General features: G+C 37.7%; 17 protein-coding genes and 1 tRNA gene. 11 read left to right on the top strand and 7 right to left on the bottom strand.

Annotated features, from left to right (window positions below; all coding sequences use genetic code 11):
- Positions 1-95: 95 nt before the first annotated feature.
- Genes B2400_RS15880 through B2400_RS15870 form a run of 3 tightly spaced genes read right to left on the bottom strand, consistent with a single transcriptional unit; the run spans position 96 to position 1468 of the window.
- A complete protein-coding gene (locus B2400_RS15880) occupies positions 96-716 on the bottom strand; it encodes a hypothetical protein (RefSeq protein ID WP_293934828.1) in 621 nt (206 codons plus the stop codon).
- A 51-nt stretch (positions 717-767) separates the two neighbouring features.
- The gene (locus B2400_RS15875; RefSeq protein ID WP_293934825.1) at positions 768-1211 is read right to left on the bottom strand and encodes a DinB family protein; all 444 of its coding nucleotides are present in this window, start codon (positions 1209-1211) and stop codon (positions 768-770) included.
- A gap of 47 nt (positions 1212-1258) precedes the next feature.
- The gene (locus B2400_RS15870) at positions 1259-1468 is read right to left on the bottom strand and encodes a chloride channel protein (RefSeq protein ID WP_286652190.1); all 210 of its coding nucleotides are present in this window, start codon (positions 1466-1468) and stop codon (positions 1259-1261) included.
- 489 nt (positions 1469-1957) lie between these two features.
- Between B2400_RS15870 and B2400_RS15865 the strand changes: the two genes are divergently transcribed.
- Together B2400_RS15865 and B2400_RS15860 are read left to right on the top strand one after the other, a co-directional pair.
- Positions 1958-2356: a hypothetical protein gene (locus B2400_RS15865; RefSeq protein ID WP_293934822.1), complete on the top strand. Its 399-nt coding sequence runs from the start codon at positions 1958-1960 to the stop codon at positions 2354-2356.
- 53 nt (positions 2357-2409) lie between these two features.
- Complete coding sequence (locus tag B2400_RS15860) at positions 2410-2853, top strand: hypothetical protein (protein WP_293934820.1); 444 nt, start codon at positions 2410-2412, stop codon at positions 2851-2853.
- A 144-nt stretch (positions 2854-2997) separates the two neighbouring features.
- Here B2400_RS15860 and B2400_RS15855 read toward each other — a convergent pair.
- Positions 2998-3070 (bottom strand) — tRNA-Lys (locus tag B2400_RS15855).
- Positions 3071-3333: 263 nt separating this feature from the next.
- Here B2400_RS15855 and B2400_RS15850 point away from each other — a divergent pair.
- Positions 3334-4206, top strand: a complete 873-nt coding sequence (locus B2400_RS15850; protein WP_293934818.1) for an SPFH domain-containing protein — start codon at positions 3334-3336, stop codon at positions 4204-4206.
- 41 nt (positions 4207-4247) lie between these two features.
- Positions 4248-4436, top strand: a complete 189-nt coding sequence (locus B2400_RS15845) for a ribbon-helix-helix domain-containing protein (protein ID WP_149526047.1) — start codon at positions 4248-4250, stop codon at positions 4434-4436.
- A 16-nt stretch (positions 4437-4452) separates the two neighbouring features.
- On the opposite strand, the gene B2400_RS15840 is transcribed toward B2400_RS15845, so the two are convergent.
- Complete coding sequence (locus B2400_RS15840) at positions 4453-4755, bottom strand: hypothetical protein (RefSeq protein ID WP_149526046.1); 303 nt, start codon at positions 4753-4755, stop codon at positions 4453-4455.
- A 176-nt stretch (positions 4756-4931) separates the two neighbouring features.
- Between B2400_RS15840 and B2400_RS15835 the strand changes: the two genes are divergently transcribed.
- The 3 genes from B2400_RS15835 to panD are packed head-to-tail and all read left to right on the top strand — an operon-like array spanning position 4932 to position 7341.
- The gene (locus B2400_RS15835; RefSeq protein WP_286652457.1) at positions 4932-5909 is read left to right on the top strand and encodes a PLP-dependent cysteine synthase family protein; all 978 of its coding nucleotides are present in this window, start codon (positions 4932-4934) and stop codon (positions 5907-5909) included.
- Entirely contained in the window at positions 5906-6955 is a 1050-nt protein-coding gene (locus B2400_RS15830) for a DUF6695 family protein (protein WP_149526044.1), read from the top strand. Before B2400_RS15835 ends, B2400_RS15830 begins: the two co-directional genes overlap by 4 nt.
- Positions 6956-6972: 17 nt before the next feature.
- Positions 6973-7341, top strand: a complete 369-nt coding sequence (gene panD / locus B2400_RS15825) for an aspartate 1-decarboxylase (RefSeq protein ID WP_149526043.1) — start codon at positions 6973-6975, stop codon at positions 7339-7341.
- A 117-nt stretch (positions 7342-7458) separates the two neighbouring features.
- On the opposite strand, the gene B2400_RS15820 is transcribed toward panD, so the two are convergent.
- Positions 7459-8010, bottom strand: a complete 552-nt coding sequence (locus B2400_RS15820; RefSeq protein WP_149526042.1) for a hypothetical protein — start codon at positions 8008-8010, stop codon at positions 7459-7461.
- Positions 7994-8413, bottom strand: coding sequence for a hypothetical protein (locus B2400_RS15815; RefSeq protein ID WP_187773833.1), 420 nt, complete (start codon positions 8411-8413; stop codon positions 7994-7996). Before B2400_RS15815 ends, B2400_RS15820 begins: the two co-directional genes overlap by 17 nt.
- Positions 8414-8861: 448 nt before the next feature.
- Here B2400_RS15815 and B2400_RS15810 point away from each other — a divergent pair, with 448 nt between their 5' ends.
- The 4 genes from B2400_RS15810 (at position 8862) to B2400_RS15795 (ending at position 13271) form a co-directional block, all read left to right on the top strand.
- The gene (locus tag B2400_RS15810; protein ID WP_149526040.1) at positions 8862-9533 is read left to right on the top strand and encodes a hypothetical protein; all 672 of its coding nucleotides are present in this window, start codon (positions 8862-8864) and stop codon (positions 9531-9533) included.
- Between the two features lie 29 nt (positions 9534-9562).
- Positions 9563-11599: a hypothetical protein gene (locus tag B2400_RS15805; protein ID WP_293934812.1), complete on the top strand. Its 2037-nt coding sequence runs from the start codon at positions 9563-9565 to the stop codon at positions 11597-11599.
- A 4-nt stretch (positions 11600-11603) separates the two neighbouring features.
- On the top strand, positions 11604-12920 hold the full coding sequence (locus B2400_RS15800; protein ID WP_149526038.1) for a hypothetical protein: 1317 nt from the start codon (positions 11604-11606) through the stop codon (positions 12918-12920).
- 105 nt (positions 12921-13025) lie between these two features.
- Positions 13026-13271 carry a hypothetical protein gene (locus B2400_RS15795; RefSeq protein ID WP_293934809.1) on the top strand — a complete coding sequence of 82 codons (246 nt, stop codon included), beginning with the start codon at positions 13026-13028 and terminating at the stop codon, positions 13269-13271.
- The last annotated feature ends 184 nt before the right edge of the window (positions 13272-13455 follow it).

Here is a 13455-nt window from a genome sequence, read left to right as displayed (position 1 = left end):
CTAGTTTACTGGGGGTAACTAGTTTAGAGCAAATTACAGTGCTGGAGTAAATAGATTAATGTTCAAGTATTATTTAAAGGATCTATCCTTACACATCAATATAATGCCAATTCTCTTGCTATATTGGCTCTCGCTTGTTCCTCGTATCGTTCCTGAAACCAATGAGTCTTAAAAACTTGGTCTTTGGCTAAAAAGTGATTTAAGACTTTACGACGTCCGGACAGATAAATTATGTCAGGATATATCGCATACTCTTTCCGTATATTTTTTGTGTATTGCAAGTAATCTTCCCAGGGCTTCCCCAAAATGCTAAGATCTGCATCAACTAGGTAATTGAAGTCAGATTCTTGGTGAAGCTCGTGTTTTTTTGTAGCTAAAATCAACGCCACGATTAGATCGATTTGTTTATTATTTAGGCTTGTATTGATTAGTCGCTCTCTCGCATAGATAGCACTATCTTCCTCATTACTATTAGATTGGGGTGTGTAAATAACGTCATGATAAAATACAGCAAACCAGATTAAATCAATATTCACTAGCATTTCCTTTACCGCTTCCAATTCTGTTAGCATTGCTTCAATATGGTGTAAGTTATGGTAGTATCTTCCGTTGGAAAGATACTGATGCTTTAGCGCAGTCCAATACTGTTTGATAAGTTTATTATCGGTTCCGTATTTTGAATACAGCTCGATAAAATGTGATTCAAGATGCTTCATGATATTGAGGTAATTTTATGTCCATTCATTCAAGGAATTCTAAAACCTTACTTAACGTTTGTAATGAATGTAAGCGTTCAGGAGAGGAGTTAAACCAATTACTTTAAAATCGCTTGCAATTTGCGCTCTGTGATAAGTTGTATGGTTGATGATATGAAACAGTATATCGCGAACATTGCGTTCAAATTGCTGTCCTTGGCTATTTGTGTATATGCCAATATGGTCTAATGCATAGTTCTCCAAAATATCTTCACTAGACTTGAAATTCGTCAACTCGATTTCCAGCATGACTTCCTTCGGTTGATTCTGCCATACTGCAAATAATGGTTTTTCTCCAGCAATCCTATAGTTCCAGATGTAATGTGCATTCAGCATATGGCTCATTAAAGAAGTGGTTTTTTCAGAAACTTGTGAAGGGTCTTGATTTATAACATCAATTAACTGTCGATTGTAATAGGAGCTATATTCTAGAAGTTCTTTAAAGAAATCTTTCATGTTTGGTGCATTTATTAGACATGAAGATAAAGAATTCTTTCTATTACTTATCCCTTGTTTAGATGGAAATCGTAAGTGTAGATATTGTACGGTAAGATTAATCTAGCGAAGTATTTCGCTGCAAAAGTTGCGATCAGAATGGGAACAAAAAGTTGATATCCATTAGGAACTAAATTACAAACCAATACTAGGGCTGTCAATGGCGCATAAATCGATGCAGATAAGGTAGCAGCGGCGCCAACTACAGCAAAGTTTATACTCTAAAATAGGATAGAAGTTTTTTTGGTATCCTATCTCACGTTGGTAACAACTGCGGCATTAAACCAACTGTAAGAATAGTAAGAATAAAGAATGAGAAGTTAATATTTATGAAGTGATTGAAACTGAGCTGTTCAGGAAAACGATGGGCAATTCCACACTGTGGGGGGGGCGCAAACCACCTCCCAATAGTCCTGCAAGCTCAGTTCAGATACTAAAGTTAAAGTCCTTCAATGAGAAATCCAAATTCAGTGGACTGACACACAAGTCCACAGTTTTTTAAACTTAACTAAACCTTAGTTCTCAAGACTATATAATCACTATCATGAACTAAGGTACTAATCAAAAACCAGAATGTTTACCACAGGAGAGCTTTATTAGCTACAATCCATAGTCGACAAGTTATAAAAATGACTACCTCTAGTTATTTTTTGATAAATGCTTAAAAATTATTTTTGCTAAGCACATAGAGAGAATTATTTAATATCGTGAAAACATCAAAAACAATTTTCACAGCTATATTGGTATGCTTTTTTGCATTTGCCAACGCACAAGAATCAGAATTAATCTTTGATTATCACTTAAGAATTTACAATGGGGTAAATAAAGTTTTTAAAAAAAGAGCCGTCTTTACTTGGGATGGAAAAAACAATGCCACGATGAGCCACGATGGAGAACTTCTGTTTAAACTGACCTTAAGAAATAGGAGGTTAGAGCAAGATCATGAAGGAAGATACTTGGTTTATGATGCCTATGAGGCTATTGATGATGAAGATTGGAGAGTCATTATGTATGAATCAGGAAAAATTCAATTATGGTATTCCGCTAACCTTATGTTTATTTATAATGATGCAGAATATGAAAAATTGCACAAGTATTATAAGTAAATGCTAATAGAATTTATCGGAATTTCTGAAAAAAACCATAAAATTCAAATAATATGAATACTAAAACAATCATCACAGCAATGCTATTGCTATTTAATCTAACAGGCTTTGCTCAAACCAAAGAAGAAACCATAGCATGGATTAAAGAGAATTTAGAAGAATACGGAGGTACTGGTGGAATAGTAAGTTATTCATTCATAGACGTTATTGTAACTCCATGTAGTATTACTTTTATCGAAAAGAATGATGATAATGACAAGCCTCTTTATAAATATAATTTTAACCCAAGTGAAGCAAAAAAATGGACTGTTGAAGAGGAAGCCTTTGTAGGCTTATATATTAGTGCGGATAAACGCATTATTAAACAAACTAACTTATTGGATGATACCAATGAAAAGACATCGAACATACCGATCAAAGGGGGAGATTCTGGCATTCATAAACGTTTGATAAAAGCACTTATACATCTGGCCACATTTTGTGAACAAAAGAATTAAGCGTTTTTTATGCTTGGAGACTGCTCTTAAGAAAAATAATAACGACTAATCATTTTTTCAGATACAATCTAACGCCCAGAGCGCTTCGCTTGGCATCCGGCGGTCACAAAAAAAGCCTCAATTTATGATTGAAGCTTTTTTTTGTGATCCCGCTGGGATTCGAACCCAGGACCCATACATTAAAAGTGTATTGCTCTACCAGCTGAGCTACGGAATCTTGTACTTTTGTAGTACCCTTCGTTGTTTGAAGTGATGCAAAGGTAGCGCTTTTGCCTTTAATTGCAAATTCTGAGCAGCTTTTTTTTACAAAAAAGTCGAAAGTCCCTCATTTTAAAAGGAATAAAATTTCATGCTTTAAAGCTGCTGTGAACCACCTTCTTCAATAGCGGAGTTAAAAAATAATTACACCCACATACATAATTCTTGTAAAATATTTGATATATTAGTGATATCAAATTAATATCACTTTAATCTAATAAGATGGAAAGAATTATCAAACCCGCATCAGGCTATTTAGCACTGTTAATCTTATTGTTAACAGTTGCAGGAGGAGTGTATTCCCTATACATGGCCGTCACAACAGACAATAAAATGTTAGGACTTATTCTAGTATTTTTAGCGTTCATTGTGTTCATTGTAATCATCAAGGGACTATTGATTGTAAATCCCAATCACTCAAGGGTATTGAACTTGTTCGGTAAATATCAGGGAACTATTAAAGACAACGGACTATTTTTTATCAACCCGTTCTTTACGGCACAACGAATAAGCTTAAGATCAGAAAATCTACAGGGGCATACCCTAAAGGTGAATGATAAGATGGGTAATCCAATCGAGATTGCTGCTGTAATCGTTTGGAAAGTAGGAGATACCTTCAAAGCAGCTTATGACGTGCAAAGCTATAACGATTATGTACGCGTGCAGAGTGAGGCTGCAGTTCGCCACTTGGCGGTAAGCTTTGCTTATGATAACTTTGAAGACGAAAATGCCGAGATTACTTTACGCGAAGGCGGAGATGCAGTAAATGCCATCCTAGAAAAGGAATTGACGGAGCGTTTAGCGAAAGCTGGTGTAATCGTTGAAGAAGCCCGCATAACTCACTTAGCCTATGCTGCAGAAATCGCTGGCGCTATGCTTCAACGCCAGCAGGCTACCGCTATTGTTGCCGCTAGAGCAAAGATTGTTGAGGGTGCTGTGGGAATGGTCGATATGGCTTTGAAGAAGCTGTCTGTGGAAAATATTGTGGAGTTGGACGATGAGAGAAAAGCAGCTATGGTAAGCAACCTGATGGTCGTATTATGCGGCGAGAAGGCGGCCCAGCCCGTAGTCAATGCTGGAACACTATATAACTAGACAGTTGGCCGGAGTAGGCTACGATTTAAAAAAATGATATCATGAAGAAGAGTTTTGTAATCCGTGTTGATGACGAACTATATAAACAATTGGAAAAGTGGGCGCACGATGAATTCAGAAGTGTCAATGGCCAAGTCGAATACCTTATCCATTCCAGCCTTCAGAAAGCTGGAAGGCTAAAAAAAACAAATGTTAAATCTAAAAAAGAAAGCGATCAGGATAATTCCTGATCGCTTTTTTATTTGTTTAATCTCTACGGATATATTCCCGGTCTTCATCCGACAAACCATCATCCTGACCTAAAAACTCTTCGTCGGACTGTATCGGCGCATGGGGATTTGTGACTCCATACTCTTTCGGATGCTTGTTTTTTTTCCGGAACAGAATTCCGCCTACGACAACACCAATCAGGAAAAAGACTCCTAGAATGAATAACTTCGACGTTCTAATTTCCCCAAATAACCAAAAACTGGCTTCTTCTTTGTTATTGAATAAGATAACTATTAGGAGCGCTAAAACTATAGCTACTATGATGGTTTTTGGTTTCATATGCTTTCATTTGAAACAAATCTATGAAAAATCGGTGTAATGAAAAACATGGACCAAAATGAAGAACATTTGTAACGAATTAATTGTTATTAATTCTGTAGAATGATTTTTGTGAAATAATATCAGGTAATACACGTTTATTTACAGAGAAATCAAATTTAAACTTAACAAGCATTTTGATCGAAAAAAAAATTGGCAATACACCTTTGAGACGATGTGAGCACTTATCCAATAAGTTCAGCACCAACATCTATATCAAAGATGAAAGCTGCAATCCTGGGAAGTCATCTAAGGACAGGGCTGCGTATTTTATGTTAGAAGAGGCAATCAAAGGGAATAAAATACAGCCCGGAGGGACAATTGTGGAGGCGAGTAGCGGGAATACTGGAATCAGTATCGCTCTGATGGCTAAAGAATTGGGATGCAGAGCAAAGATTTTCGTCTCTAAGTCCTGTTCCGAAGAAAAGAGGGCGTTATTGGAAGCATATGGGGCGTCCATTGAAATCTGTGATAACTCATTTGGCTTACATGTATTCAATTCAACTCAGTATCAAGCGCAGGCTTACGCAGCCAACCACGAGAACGCTTATTTTACTAATCAATATTACAATTCAGCGAACATAAAGGCACATTATAAAACAACCGGTCCGGAGATATGGGAGCAGACCAATCATCAAGTCACCCACGTGATTGCAGGAGTTGGTACAGGCGGTACTATTTCAGGAATCGGAAGATATTTGAAGGAACAAAAGAAAAATATTAAAATATTAGGCGTGGAGCCTACGAACTCCGTATATCAAACTTTTCTAGAACATGGTAAAGTAGAAAACACGGGTGTAGTTCACGACGCGATCGAAGGGATTGGTAGAACTTTTATACCAGGAACTTTCGATGTACAGGCGGTTGATGCAATTTATCAAATAGACGCAGAATCTTCAAAGCGCGCTGCGCAAGATTATAGAGCTGATACGGATCAATTGATAGGCTTCTCCAGTGCGGCAGTGTTGGCTGCTGTCGAGCAGAACTTGAGTCACATGAACTTTAAGCATGATGATCATGTTGTTTTATATTTTCCAGATCATGGAGATCGTTATTTACAGAAATTATACAATAACAATCAACAGGAAACCACTAAAGCATTTGATATATTATGATGCATACCTATCAAGATATCGCTATTCCCATTGCCTGGCCAGATCAAACGGCGCGGGGTGATGAATTGTGGTTTAAAGTGTTGAAAGCATTAGGTATTGTAAAAAACTTGAACTTCAGGATTGGACATGCGGCTATCTTGCTGATTGAAAGAAATTCTGGACAAGTAAAGTACTTTGACTTTGGTCGATACATCTGTCCCCGTGGCTACGGACGCGCGCGCTCGGCAGCATTCGATCCTAGACTGAAAGTACATACCCTTGCCCAATTTTCCACTGCGAAAGAGCTGATGAACTTAGAGGAGATTCTAGCAGAACTTTCGATGATGGAAGAAGCAACACATGGCGGAGGAAGACTATTATGTTCTGTGTCTCAAGATATAAGCTTTCAGAAAGCAGCGGCATATGCAGAAGCCTTGGTCAACAAGGGGCCAGTACTTTACGGCGCTTTAGCCGCTAGAAATAACAGTTGTTCACGCTATGTTGCTCAAATTCTTGTCGAAGGGATGATGCAGGACGACCAGCGGATTTCAAAAATATTATACCCAGAGTCGCTAAAGGCTAGCCCTACGAGCAATGTAGTCAATGCTAACCTAGATGGCATTGTATATTGTTATGCAAAGCAACATTTAGAGGAATGGAAAATGAACCGTAAGGAGTCGTTGAAATTTCAAGTCAATCAACTGACTGATAATTTTTCCAGCAAACGATCAAAAGATCTCCCACAAGATGCTGTTCTAGGCTTGCTGGGCGAGCCAGCTCGTCCGGCGCATGTTCCAAAACATGCCACCTGGCTCGGTGGGCTGGGAGAGGGCTGTTGGTTCGCGCTTTCGGAGCAAGGGGACCACTATGAAATTACAAAGTACAATTACAAAGGTGCTGTTGATTATACCGTTGCTGTGAATCCTATAGGGAAGTTCGATAGTTTAGCTAACTTTGAGTTTACTTATGATATTCACTATAAGCAGCATATCATCAAACAAGTAGAAAATAACATTACATTTCTTGCGAAAGAAGTGCATAGCAATCAAATAAAACAATCAATTTAAAAAGAATACATTTATCAATGGAAGTAACCCTATTAAAAGCAAAGATTCATACGGTTAAAGTGACAGAAGCAAATGTTGCTTACAATGGCTCAATCACGATTGACGCTGATTTATTAGACGCAGCAGGTATCTTGAAATACGAGCAAGTCTATATTAACAATGCCGTTAATGGAAGTCGTATTATGACTTATGTACTACCTGGGAAAAGAGGTTCTGGTGAGGTTTGTATGAATGGAGGTGCAGCCCTACACGCGAAAGTAGGCGATACGGTGCATATTCTTTCTTTTATCAATCTGAGCCCGGATGAAGCGGATTCCTATCAGCCAACTTTAGTTTTCACGGAAGGAAATAACCAGATCAAATCGGTTGAAAAATACGAGTACTAGCAGAATTCGTTCTTATAGTCGACTGATCAAGAAAAGTAGTAATAATGCTTACCGGAAAGGTCTAAAATTTTAATTGGGAGAGCGAGCTCTCCCAATTTTGTTTAAATTCAAATAACCTTATTTATGGTTTGTTGCTGCCTTTCTGGCGGAATGGGGTGAAAGAACATTGTCACCACCGATAAGTTCAATTATCGGCACTAAAATTTCTCTTTCGTATTCTTCGGCTTCTAATTCTGAAGCTTTCCTTTCGAAAAATGACGGACTTATCGTATAACTTTTTAGGAATTCCTTCTTCCTTCTGCCCAGGCTATAGTGCCACTCGCCGACTTCAGAACTCTGAAAAATCGTCGCTTCATCCAATTTCATGATTCTATGCTTACCCAAAATCGGATTCTCCTTATAAATAGCATTGCTGGCTTTGTCGAATGTATAGCGCACATGTAGACGAAAGGTAATATCAATAAATCCAAAAATGATAACATATGCAATGATACATCCGCAAACTAACCGACCACCCACGCCTAATTGCTGCCAGAATATCGTCAGTGCAACGAAAGCAATAAAACCGACAACAGCCGACCAATATAGATTTCTTTTGATACCCTTGTTGGGCTGAAACGATATAGAATCAATTTGCCTAATAAGATTTAGTTTATCCTTGATGCTCATTGCTTAATATTTCCTCCACTTCATTTAGGAGATTTTGAATCATTTTTTTCGAAATTCCTTGTGCAAGTTGTATTTCGCGATACTTTCCCTTGTTGTTGACATAACGCGCCATTAGACTTACATTAGTTGTAATGAACAGTTGTTTCATTTCATGCACCGTGAAGCCCTCTTGATTGTCTATAAGAATAGTGTCGCCAATTCCGAAAAGTCCTTGTCTAACTTTGATGTGTTTTTTATCCAGATCAATGATAAAACATCTTCTTAGAAAAGAAATGATCAGGAAAATTGTCATAGCTAAAAGCCACCAAAATAAAGTAGATTCTGGCGCTTTAACAAAACTCAGAATCGTCATTAATGCAAAACCGCCGACTATCGGAGAATATAGCCCCCACGGTGTTTTCATCTTGTACTCATTTCCGTTTTTTACGAAATATTTCATTTTAATTATTATTTAGTGGAGAGATTCTCCATGGTTTACCCTTGTATTCCATAGTGTATTTTCACCGGCAGCAACAATAGCGGAAGACTTTTTCAAGCAATCTATTGTTGTTATCGGATAAAAGTATCAAAATAATTAAATTCAGTTTGTCGGCTTTCAAAATGTTTCCGATATAGTAGAATATTGGCTACGATGCATGGGAATATCGAAGTGGAATGTAGTATCCCTTCTACATGTAGATAGTTTGCTAGCTTAATTCGTTAATTTTCTCAGTTTTCTCTGTTTAGATTATATAAATATGTCAACTAAGAGAGATTTAATTCACATTTTTATTGTTAAGTTTAAAAACTCACTGAAAACAGTGATTTCAGCATTATATAAATGTTTGTACTTTCGTTTAGATTCAAATTCTATGAAAAAATTACTAATTGGATTACTACTTTTTGTTGCTTGTTTTAGCCTGAGTTCTTGTTTTGATATCGTCGAGGAAATCGATATGAAAGCAAATGGATCGGGTACCATAAAGGGAACTTTAAACCTTAGCAAGAGCAAGACTAAGGCTGCTTCGCTCATGAAGCTGGACAAAATAGATGGCATTAAAATCCCTTCGGAGTCAGAAATCCGGAAAGAAGTAAATACGATGGTAAATCTACTTAAGAATACCAAAGGCATCTCGAACGTCAATTATCGTTTAGATTTCAATAATTATATAGCTAGTATTTCTTGTGATTTTCAAAATGTTCAAGCTTTAAACGCCTACACTAAAACCTTAGGCACCCATTTTAAATCTCGCTTTAACGAGAATACAAGCTATGCCTATGATACAAAGACTAAAACCTTTGTTCGAAGCTACAAGCATAGTGCTGACGCGAAAAAAGAGTTCTCAAAACTTCAAACTGAAAATCGTAAGTCATTCGATCAAGCTTTCTATACGAGCATTTATCGCTTCGATCGTTCCGTGGCAAAGCAGGCTAGCAGTGTTGCGAAAATATCACCTAATAAGAAAGCGGTCATGCTAAAAACAAGCATTCCAAGCCTTATTTCCGGTCAGGTAAATTTGGCAAACAGTATAGTATTACAATAATTCCAGATAAAAATTAACAAGATATACATATGAATAAATTAAAGATGGCATTGATTGCTGGGGCGATCGGATTTGCAAGCCCAGTTTTTTCCCAAGATTTGATCAATAAGGTTCCTGGCGAATCGAACTTTGTTCTTGCAATCAATGGTAAAGCATTCTTTAAACATGTTGATGCCGAGCAAGTTAATCGCATTCTATCACGCACAGGATTCTTTAACAATGTGATGGGTAAAAACAACCCATTGAGAACAAAAGATATCCAAGAAATGGGAATAGATATCCGCGCAAATGCCTACATCAATTCAATTACAACGGATAGCGTCCAGTATTTGGGAGCACTGTTCCCGCTATCTGATAAAGCTAAATTTGAAGCATTGCTTCCCAAAGAGAAGGAAATTGTACAAGTCAATGGTTTACCGACCATCTACAGCTCGGATAAAACGTTACGTATCAGTTGGGATAACAATACCATCTATATCTTAGGAGGTCTTGCTATGGACAATTACTTCAAGCGAGATGATATTAAGCAGCGCTATGGTTTCCTGGAACACGAAGGGGATCCCATTGCTGAGGAATTTGGAATACCAGGTCCGCCAGTAATTCCCGCAGATACAACCGAAGTAGAGTGGGAAGCTTGGGAGGAAGAAGAGGAAGAAGCTGCTGTTGAGGCCGTAGCTGAAGCTGCAGAAGAGGCTGCGGAAGCTGCAGAAGAGGCTGCGGAAGGAGTTGAAGTAGGGATAATGGTCGCACCGCCACCAGCAGGAATACCTCCTGCAACCATGGAAACTGAAGAAGATGAATATGCATACGTTGATTCGGTTTTGGAACGCGACGAGTATCAGGATGATTACTATTTGGAATATCGCAAGATTGAAAACCACAATGACTCCATAAAAAATGTATTGGTGAGCGGTTGGGTTGATCTAAAGATAAACGATATTATCGCTGGTAAAGTAGAACGCCATACTTCGAAGAACCTACGTAATATTAAGGACAATGAACTGATCCGTTTCGAGATGGACCATATAGCAGACTTTTACAAGTATTACTATCCAACAGATATGCTCTACAGCACCCTAGGAATGCGCCCAGCATTCGACTACGGTTATAAGTCTGTCAGCGGTGCTGCTGTTATCGAGGGTAACAAATTGAGCTTGAAAGGTGACTTGGCGTTCGATAAAACGATGGCGAAGTATTATAAAGAAATCTATCAAAACAAGTTTAATCCTAAATTCTATAAATATTTGGATAAAAACGCCTTAGGTTTTCTTACTTTAAATCTTAATACAGAAGCATACTTAAAGCATCTTCCGAAAATCGTCACCCGTGTATTTGGGGAAGATAACGACAATCGCTATTCTGAAATCGTCGATGTATTCGCGACTTCCTTCGCGATCCTATTGGATGAGAAAGCCATTGCGAAAGTCTTTAAAGGAGATAACCTGATTGTTTTAAATGGCGTGACAAACAAGGAAATTACCTATACCGACTACGAATACGATGAGGATTATAACTATACGGAAGTTGAACGTACTAAAACCGAAGCAGTACCTGATTTTCTTTGGATGTTCTCGTCTGACGACGTAAGCATCTTTGAAAAAATTGTGAAGATTGGTTTGCGCGAAGAAGGATTGATCGATCACGATGGAATATATGAGTTCAAAGTAAGCTCTCGTGAAACGATTAAACCTTACCTATTAATCGACAAGGGTATCGTGTTTATGGGCAATGACTTAACGAAGTTGCAGGCAATTAAAGATGGTTCTTTCCGAGCGACCGGTGATAGAGATTTCATCAATTTGGTAAAGAAAAACCCAGTTGTAGCCTTATTTAATACGCCGAAACTACCAGCAATGTTAACCGACCTTGATATTCCAGTACACCGTTCGGTTCAGAAATCAGTAGATGATCTGTCCAAATATGGAAATATCTATATGGTAGGTTCAAAAGTCAAAGGCAATTCTATGCAAGGTGAACTTTCGATAGAATTTCCGGAAGGACAGAAAAACGCATTATCATTTTTAGTAAATTTAATCGAAAATTGGACTTTAGATTTGGAAGACTAAGCGAATGAAGTGGTTAAAAAAGACGTTCATCATATTAACTGGACTTATAGCTGTGCTAGCTATAAGTCTTTTTATCTATAAGGAGATTCGTGCTTCGAAGGCAAAGGATCTTATGATTCCATCAAATACACAAGCTTTAATACAGTTAAATGTGGACGGGTTGGTATCGGAACTAATGGGCAATGCAATAAGTAACCCGAATACTTATTTCTTCGGAAAAAGAGACAGCACTCGCGTCAAGAAACCGAAATTGTGGGAAACAGGCTTGGCCATCCCATCTACGCTATTTTTATTTTCCGATAAGAAAGAATCCGATCAATATTATACGGTACAACGAGTAAGCGATATCAATCGGTTTAAGCGATTTTTAAAATCGAATATGAGGATCGATTTAGATTCAGTTTCGACCGCTGTAGAGGGTGGATTTTCTTATTTTCAAAAGAAAAACTTAGCATTACTGATGAACGATGAACGTATTGCGTTTTCCATCGGCAGAGATAGTACCGATCAGTCGCCTAAGCTGAGAGCTTTATTACAAGATAATCAAAGCACCTGGGTGAATGCCCTAAACTGGTCTAAGCAACATACCGAAGATCGCAAAGGTGATATCCTTTGGTCAAATGTCGACAAAAACTGGTTTACGTTCGACTTCTTAAATGGTAGTGTCCATGTAGATGGTTTACTGAAATCTGATAAATGGCGATTATCCGATGCACCAAAACAACTCAAACCAATACCCAATGCAGTATTGAGTGCTTATTTAGATGCCGACTTAAGTGAATGGATAAAAGCGCAAGACAGTTTATTGCATCGCTTGAATGTCCCTGTTGATAGCATTTATCAGTATTATGGCGGTTATGCAGATTTACATTGGCTTGCTCAAGATGTTAAACAGGAAGAGAGCATTGTTTCTTATGAATATGATGATAATTTCGAGATGAAAGAAGTTGTACAGCTTCAGGAGATAGATGCTCCGAATCTATTGCTACGCTTAAAAGCATCGCCTCATCTGCTAGGTTATTTACCAGAAAAGCTTTTCTATAAATTCAATAAGTCTAATCAAGCTGATTTGATCAGTTTGTTCACTGGGAAAGAAGGCTCTACAGATACTATTTTCGATAAAGCGAAGCTTGTTTTTAATCTAAACTATTCAAAATCGCCTTCAGTGACCAGACATCTTAGTTGGCTTCCATTTTTTGATCGTTGGCAAAAAATTAAACTGGAAGGACGCGCAAGAGATCAACGTACCATGCAATTACATGGCTATCTGATTTTGCCCAAAGAAAAAATTCATGCATTATTCCAGTTATTAAATGATTAATCCTTTTCGCGGTTAGCAAGTCTATTAAATTAAGAAACTACCGAATTCTTGTAATAAATGGCAGAGTATTTGGTAACATCTACTAGATTAATAGAACACATGCTTATGAAACGGATAATTGGATTAATAATGGTGGTTATGTTAGCTTTGACAGCAGCGTCTTGTTATAGCCACAGACATCACCCACACGGGATGCCTCCAGGGCAGGCAAAAAAGATTTACGGTAAAAAATCTGCTAAGCATTTTGCTCCAGGACAACAAAAGAAAAAATATAAAGGCAAGAAGGGGAATAACGGCAATCGCGGCCATAACGGAAGACATCACCATACAAGCGTACATTGGTACAATTAATGGTTTTGAGAAATATATAAAAAGAGGTTATCTATTGCAGATAACCTCTTTTTCTTTTAGGGTAGTGCAGAAAATCAAAAAAATAGACAAAGAATTTCAGCAATTCCCATCTTCTCTCAAATCAAAACATGCACCTTTAATAAGTAGCTCTAAGTCTTAATAATAAGTACTAACTACTAAATAC

The sequence above is a fragment of the Sphingobacterium sp. UBA6645 genome (assembly GCF_002455685.1).
Taxonomy (GTDB): Bacteria; Bacteroidota; Bacteroidia; order Sphingobacteriales; family Sphingobacteriaceae; genus Sphingobacterium; species Sphingobacterium hotanense.
The sequence above is the reverse complement of the archived record's forward strand: the minus strand, read 5'-3'. Positions and strand labels throughout refer to the sequence as shown.

What these genes read in the sequence shown, in the direction of transcription:
- B2400_RS15880 (WP_293934828.1), bottom strand. Translation starts at nt 716, where the DNA reads ATGAAGCATCTTGAATCACATTTTATCGAGCTGTATTCAAAATACGGA.
- B2400_RS15875 (WP_293934825.1), bottom strand. Translation starts at nt 1,211, where the DNA reads ATGAAAGATTTCTTTAAAGAACTTCTAGAATATAGCTCCTATTACAAT.
- B2400_RS15860 (WP_293934820.1), top strand. Translation starts at nt 2,410, where the DNA reads ATGAATACTAAAACAATCATCACAGCAATGCTATTGCTATTTAATCTA.
- B2400_RS15850 (WP_293934818.1), top strand. Translation starts at nt 3,334, where the DNA reads ATGGAAAGAATTATCAAACCCGCATCAGGCTATTTAGCACTGTTAATC.
- B2400_RS15845 (WP_149526047.1), top strand. Translation starts at nt 4,248, where the DNA reads ATGAAGAAGAGTTTTGTAATCCGTGTTGATGACGAACTATATAAACAA.
- B2400_RS15840 (WP_149526046.1), bottom strand. Translation starts at nt 4,755, where the DNA reads ATGAAACCAAAAACCATCATAGTAGCTATAGTTTTAGCGCTCCTAATA.
- B2400_RS15830 (WP_149526044.1), top strand. Translation starts at nt 5,906, where the DNA reads ATGATGCATACCTATCAAGATATCGCTATTCCCATTGCCTGGCCAGAT.
- panD (WP_149526043.1), top strand. Translation starts at nt 6,973, where the DNA reads ATGGAAGTAACCCTATTAAAAGCAAAGATTCATACGGTTAAAGTGACA.
- B2400_RS15820 (WP_149526042.1), bottom strand. Translation starts at nt 8,010, where the DNA reads ATGAGCATCAAGGATAAACTAAATCTTATTAGGCAAATTGATTCTATA.
- B2400_RS15815 (WP_187773833.1), bottom strand. Translation starts at nt 8,413, where the DNA reads ATGAAAACACCGTGGGGGCTATATTCTCCGATAGTCGGCGGTTTTGCA.
- B2400_RS15810 (WP_149526040.1), top strand. Translation starts at nt 8,862, where the DNA reads ATGAAAAAATTACTAATTGGATTACTACTTTTTGTTGCTTGTTTTAGC.
- B2400_RS15805 (WP_293934812.1), top strand. Translation starts at nt 9,563, where the DNA reads ATGAATAAATTAAAGATGGCATTGATTGCTGGGGCGATCGGATTTGCA.
- B2400_RS15800 (WP_149526038.1), top strand. Translation starts at nt 11,604, where the DNA reads ATGAAGTGGTTAAAAAAGACGTTCATCATATTAACTGGACTTATAGCT.
- B2400_RS15795 (WP_293934809.1), top strand. Translation starts at nt 13,026, where the DNA reads ATGAAACGGATAATTGGATTAATAATGGTGGTTATGTTAGCTTTGACA.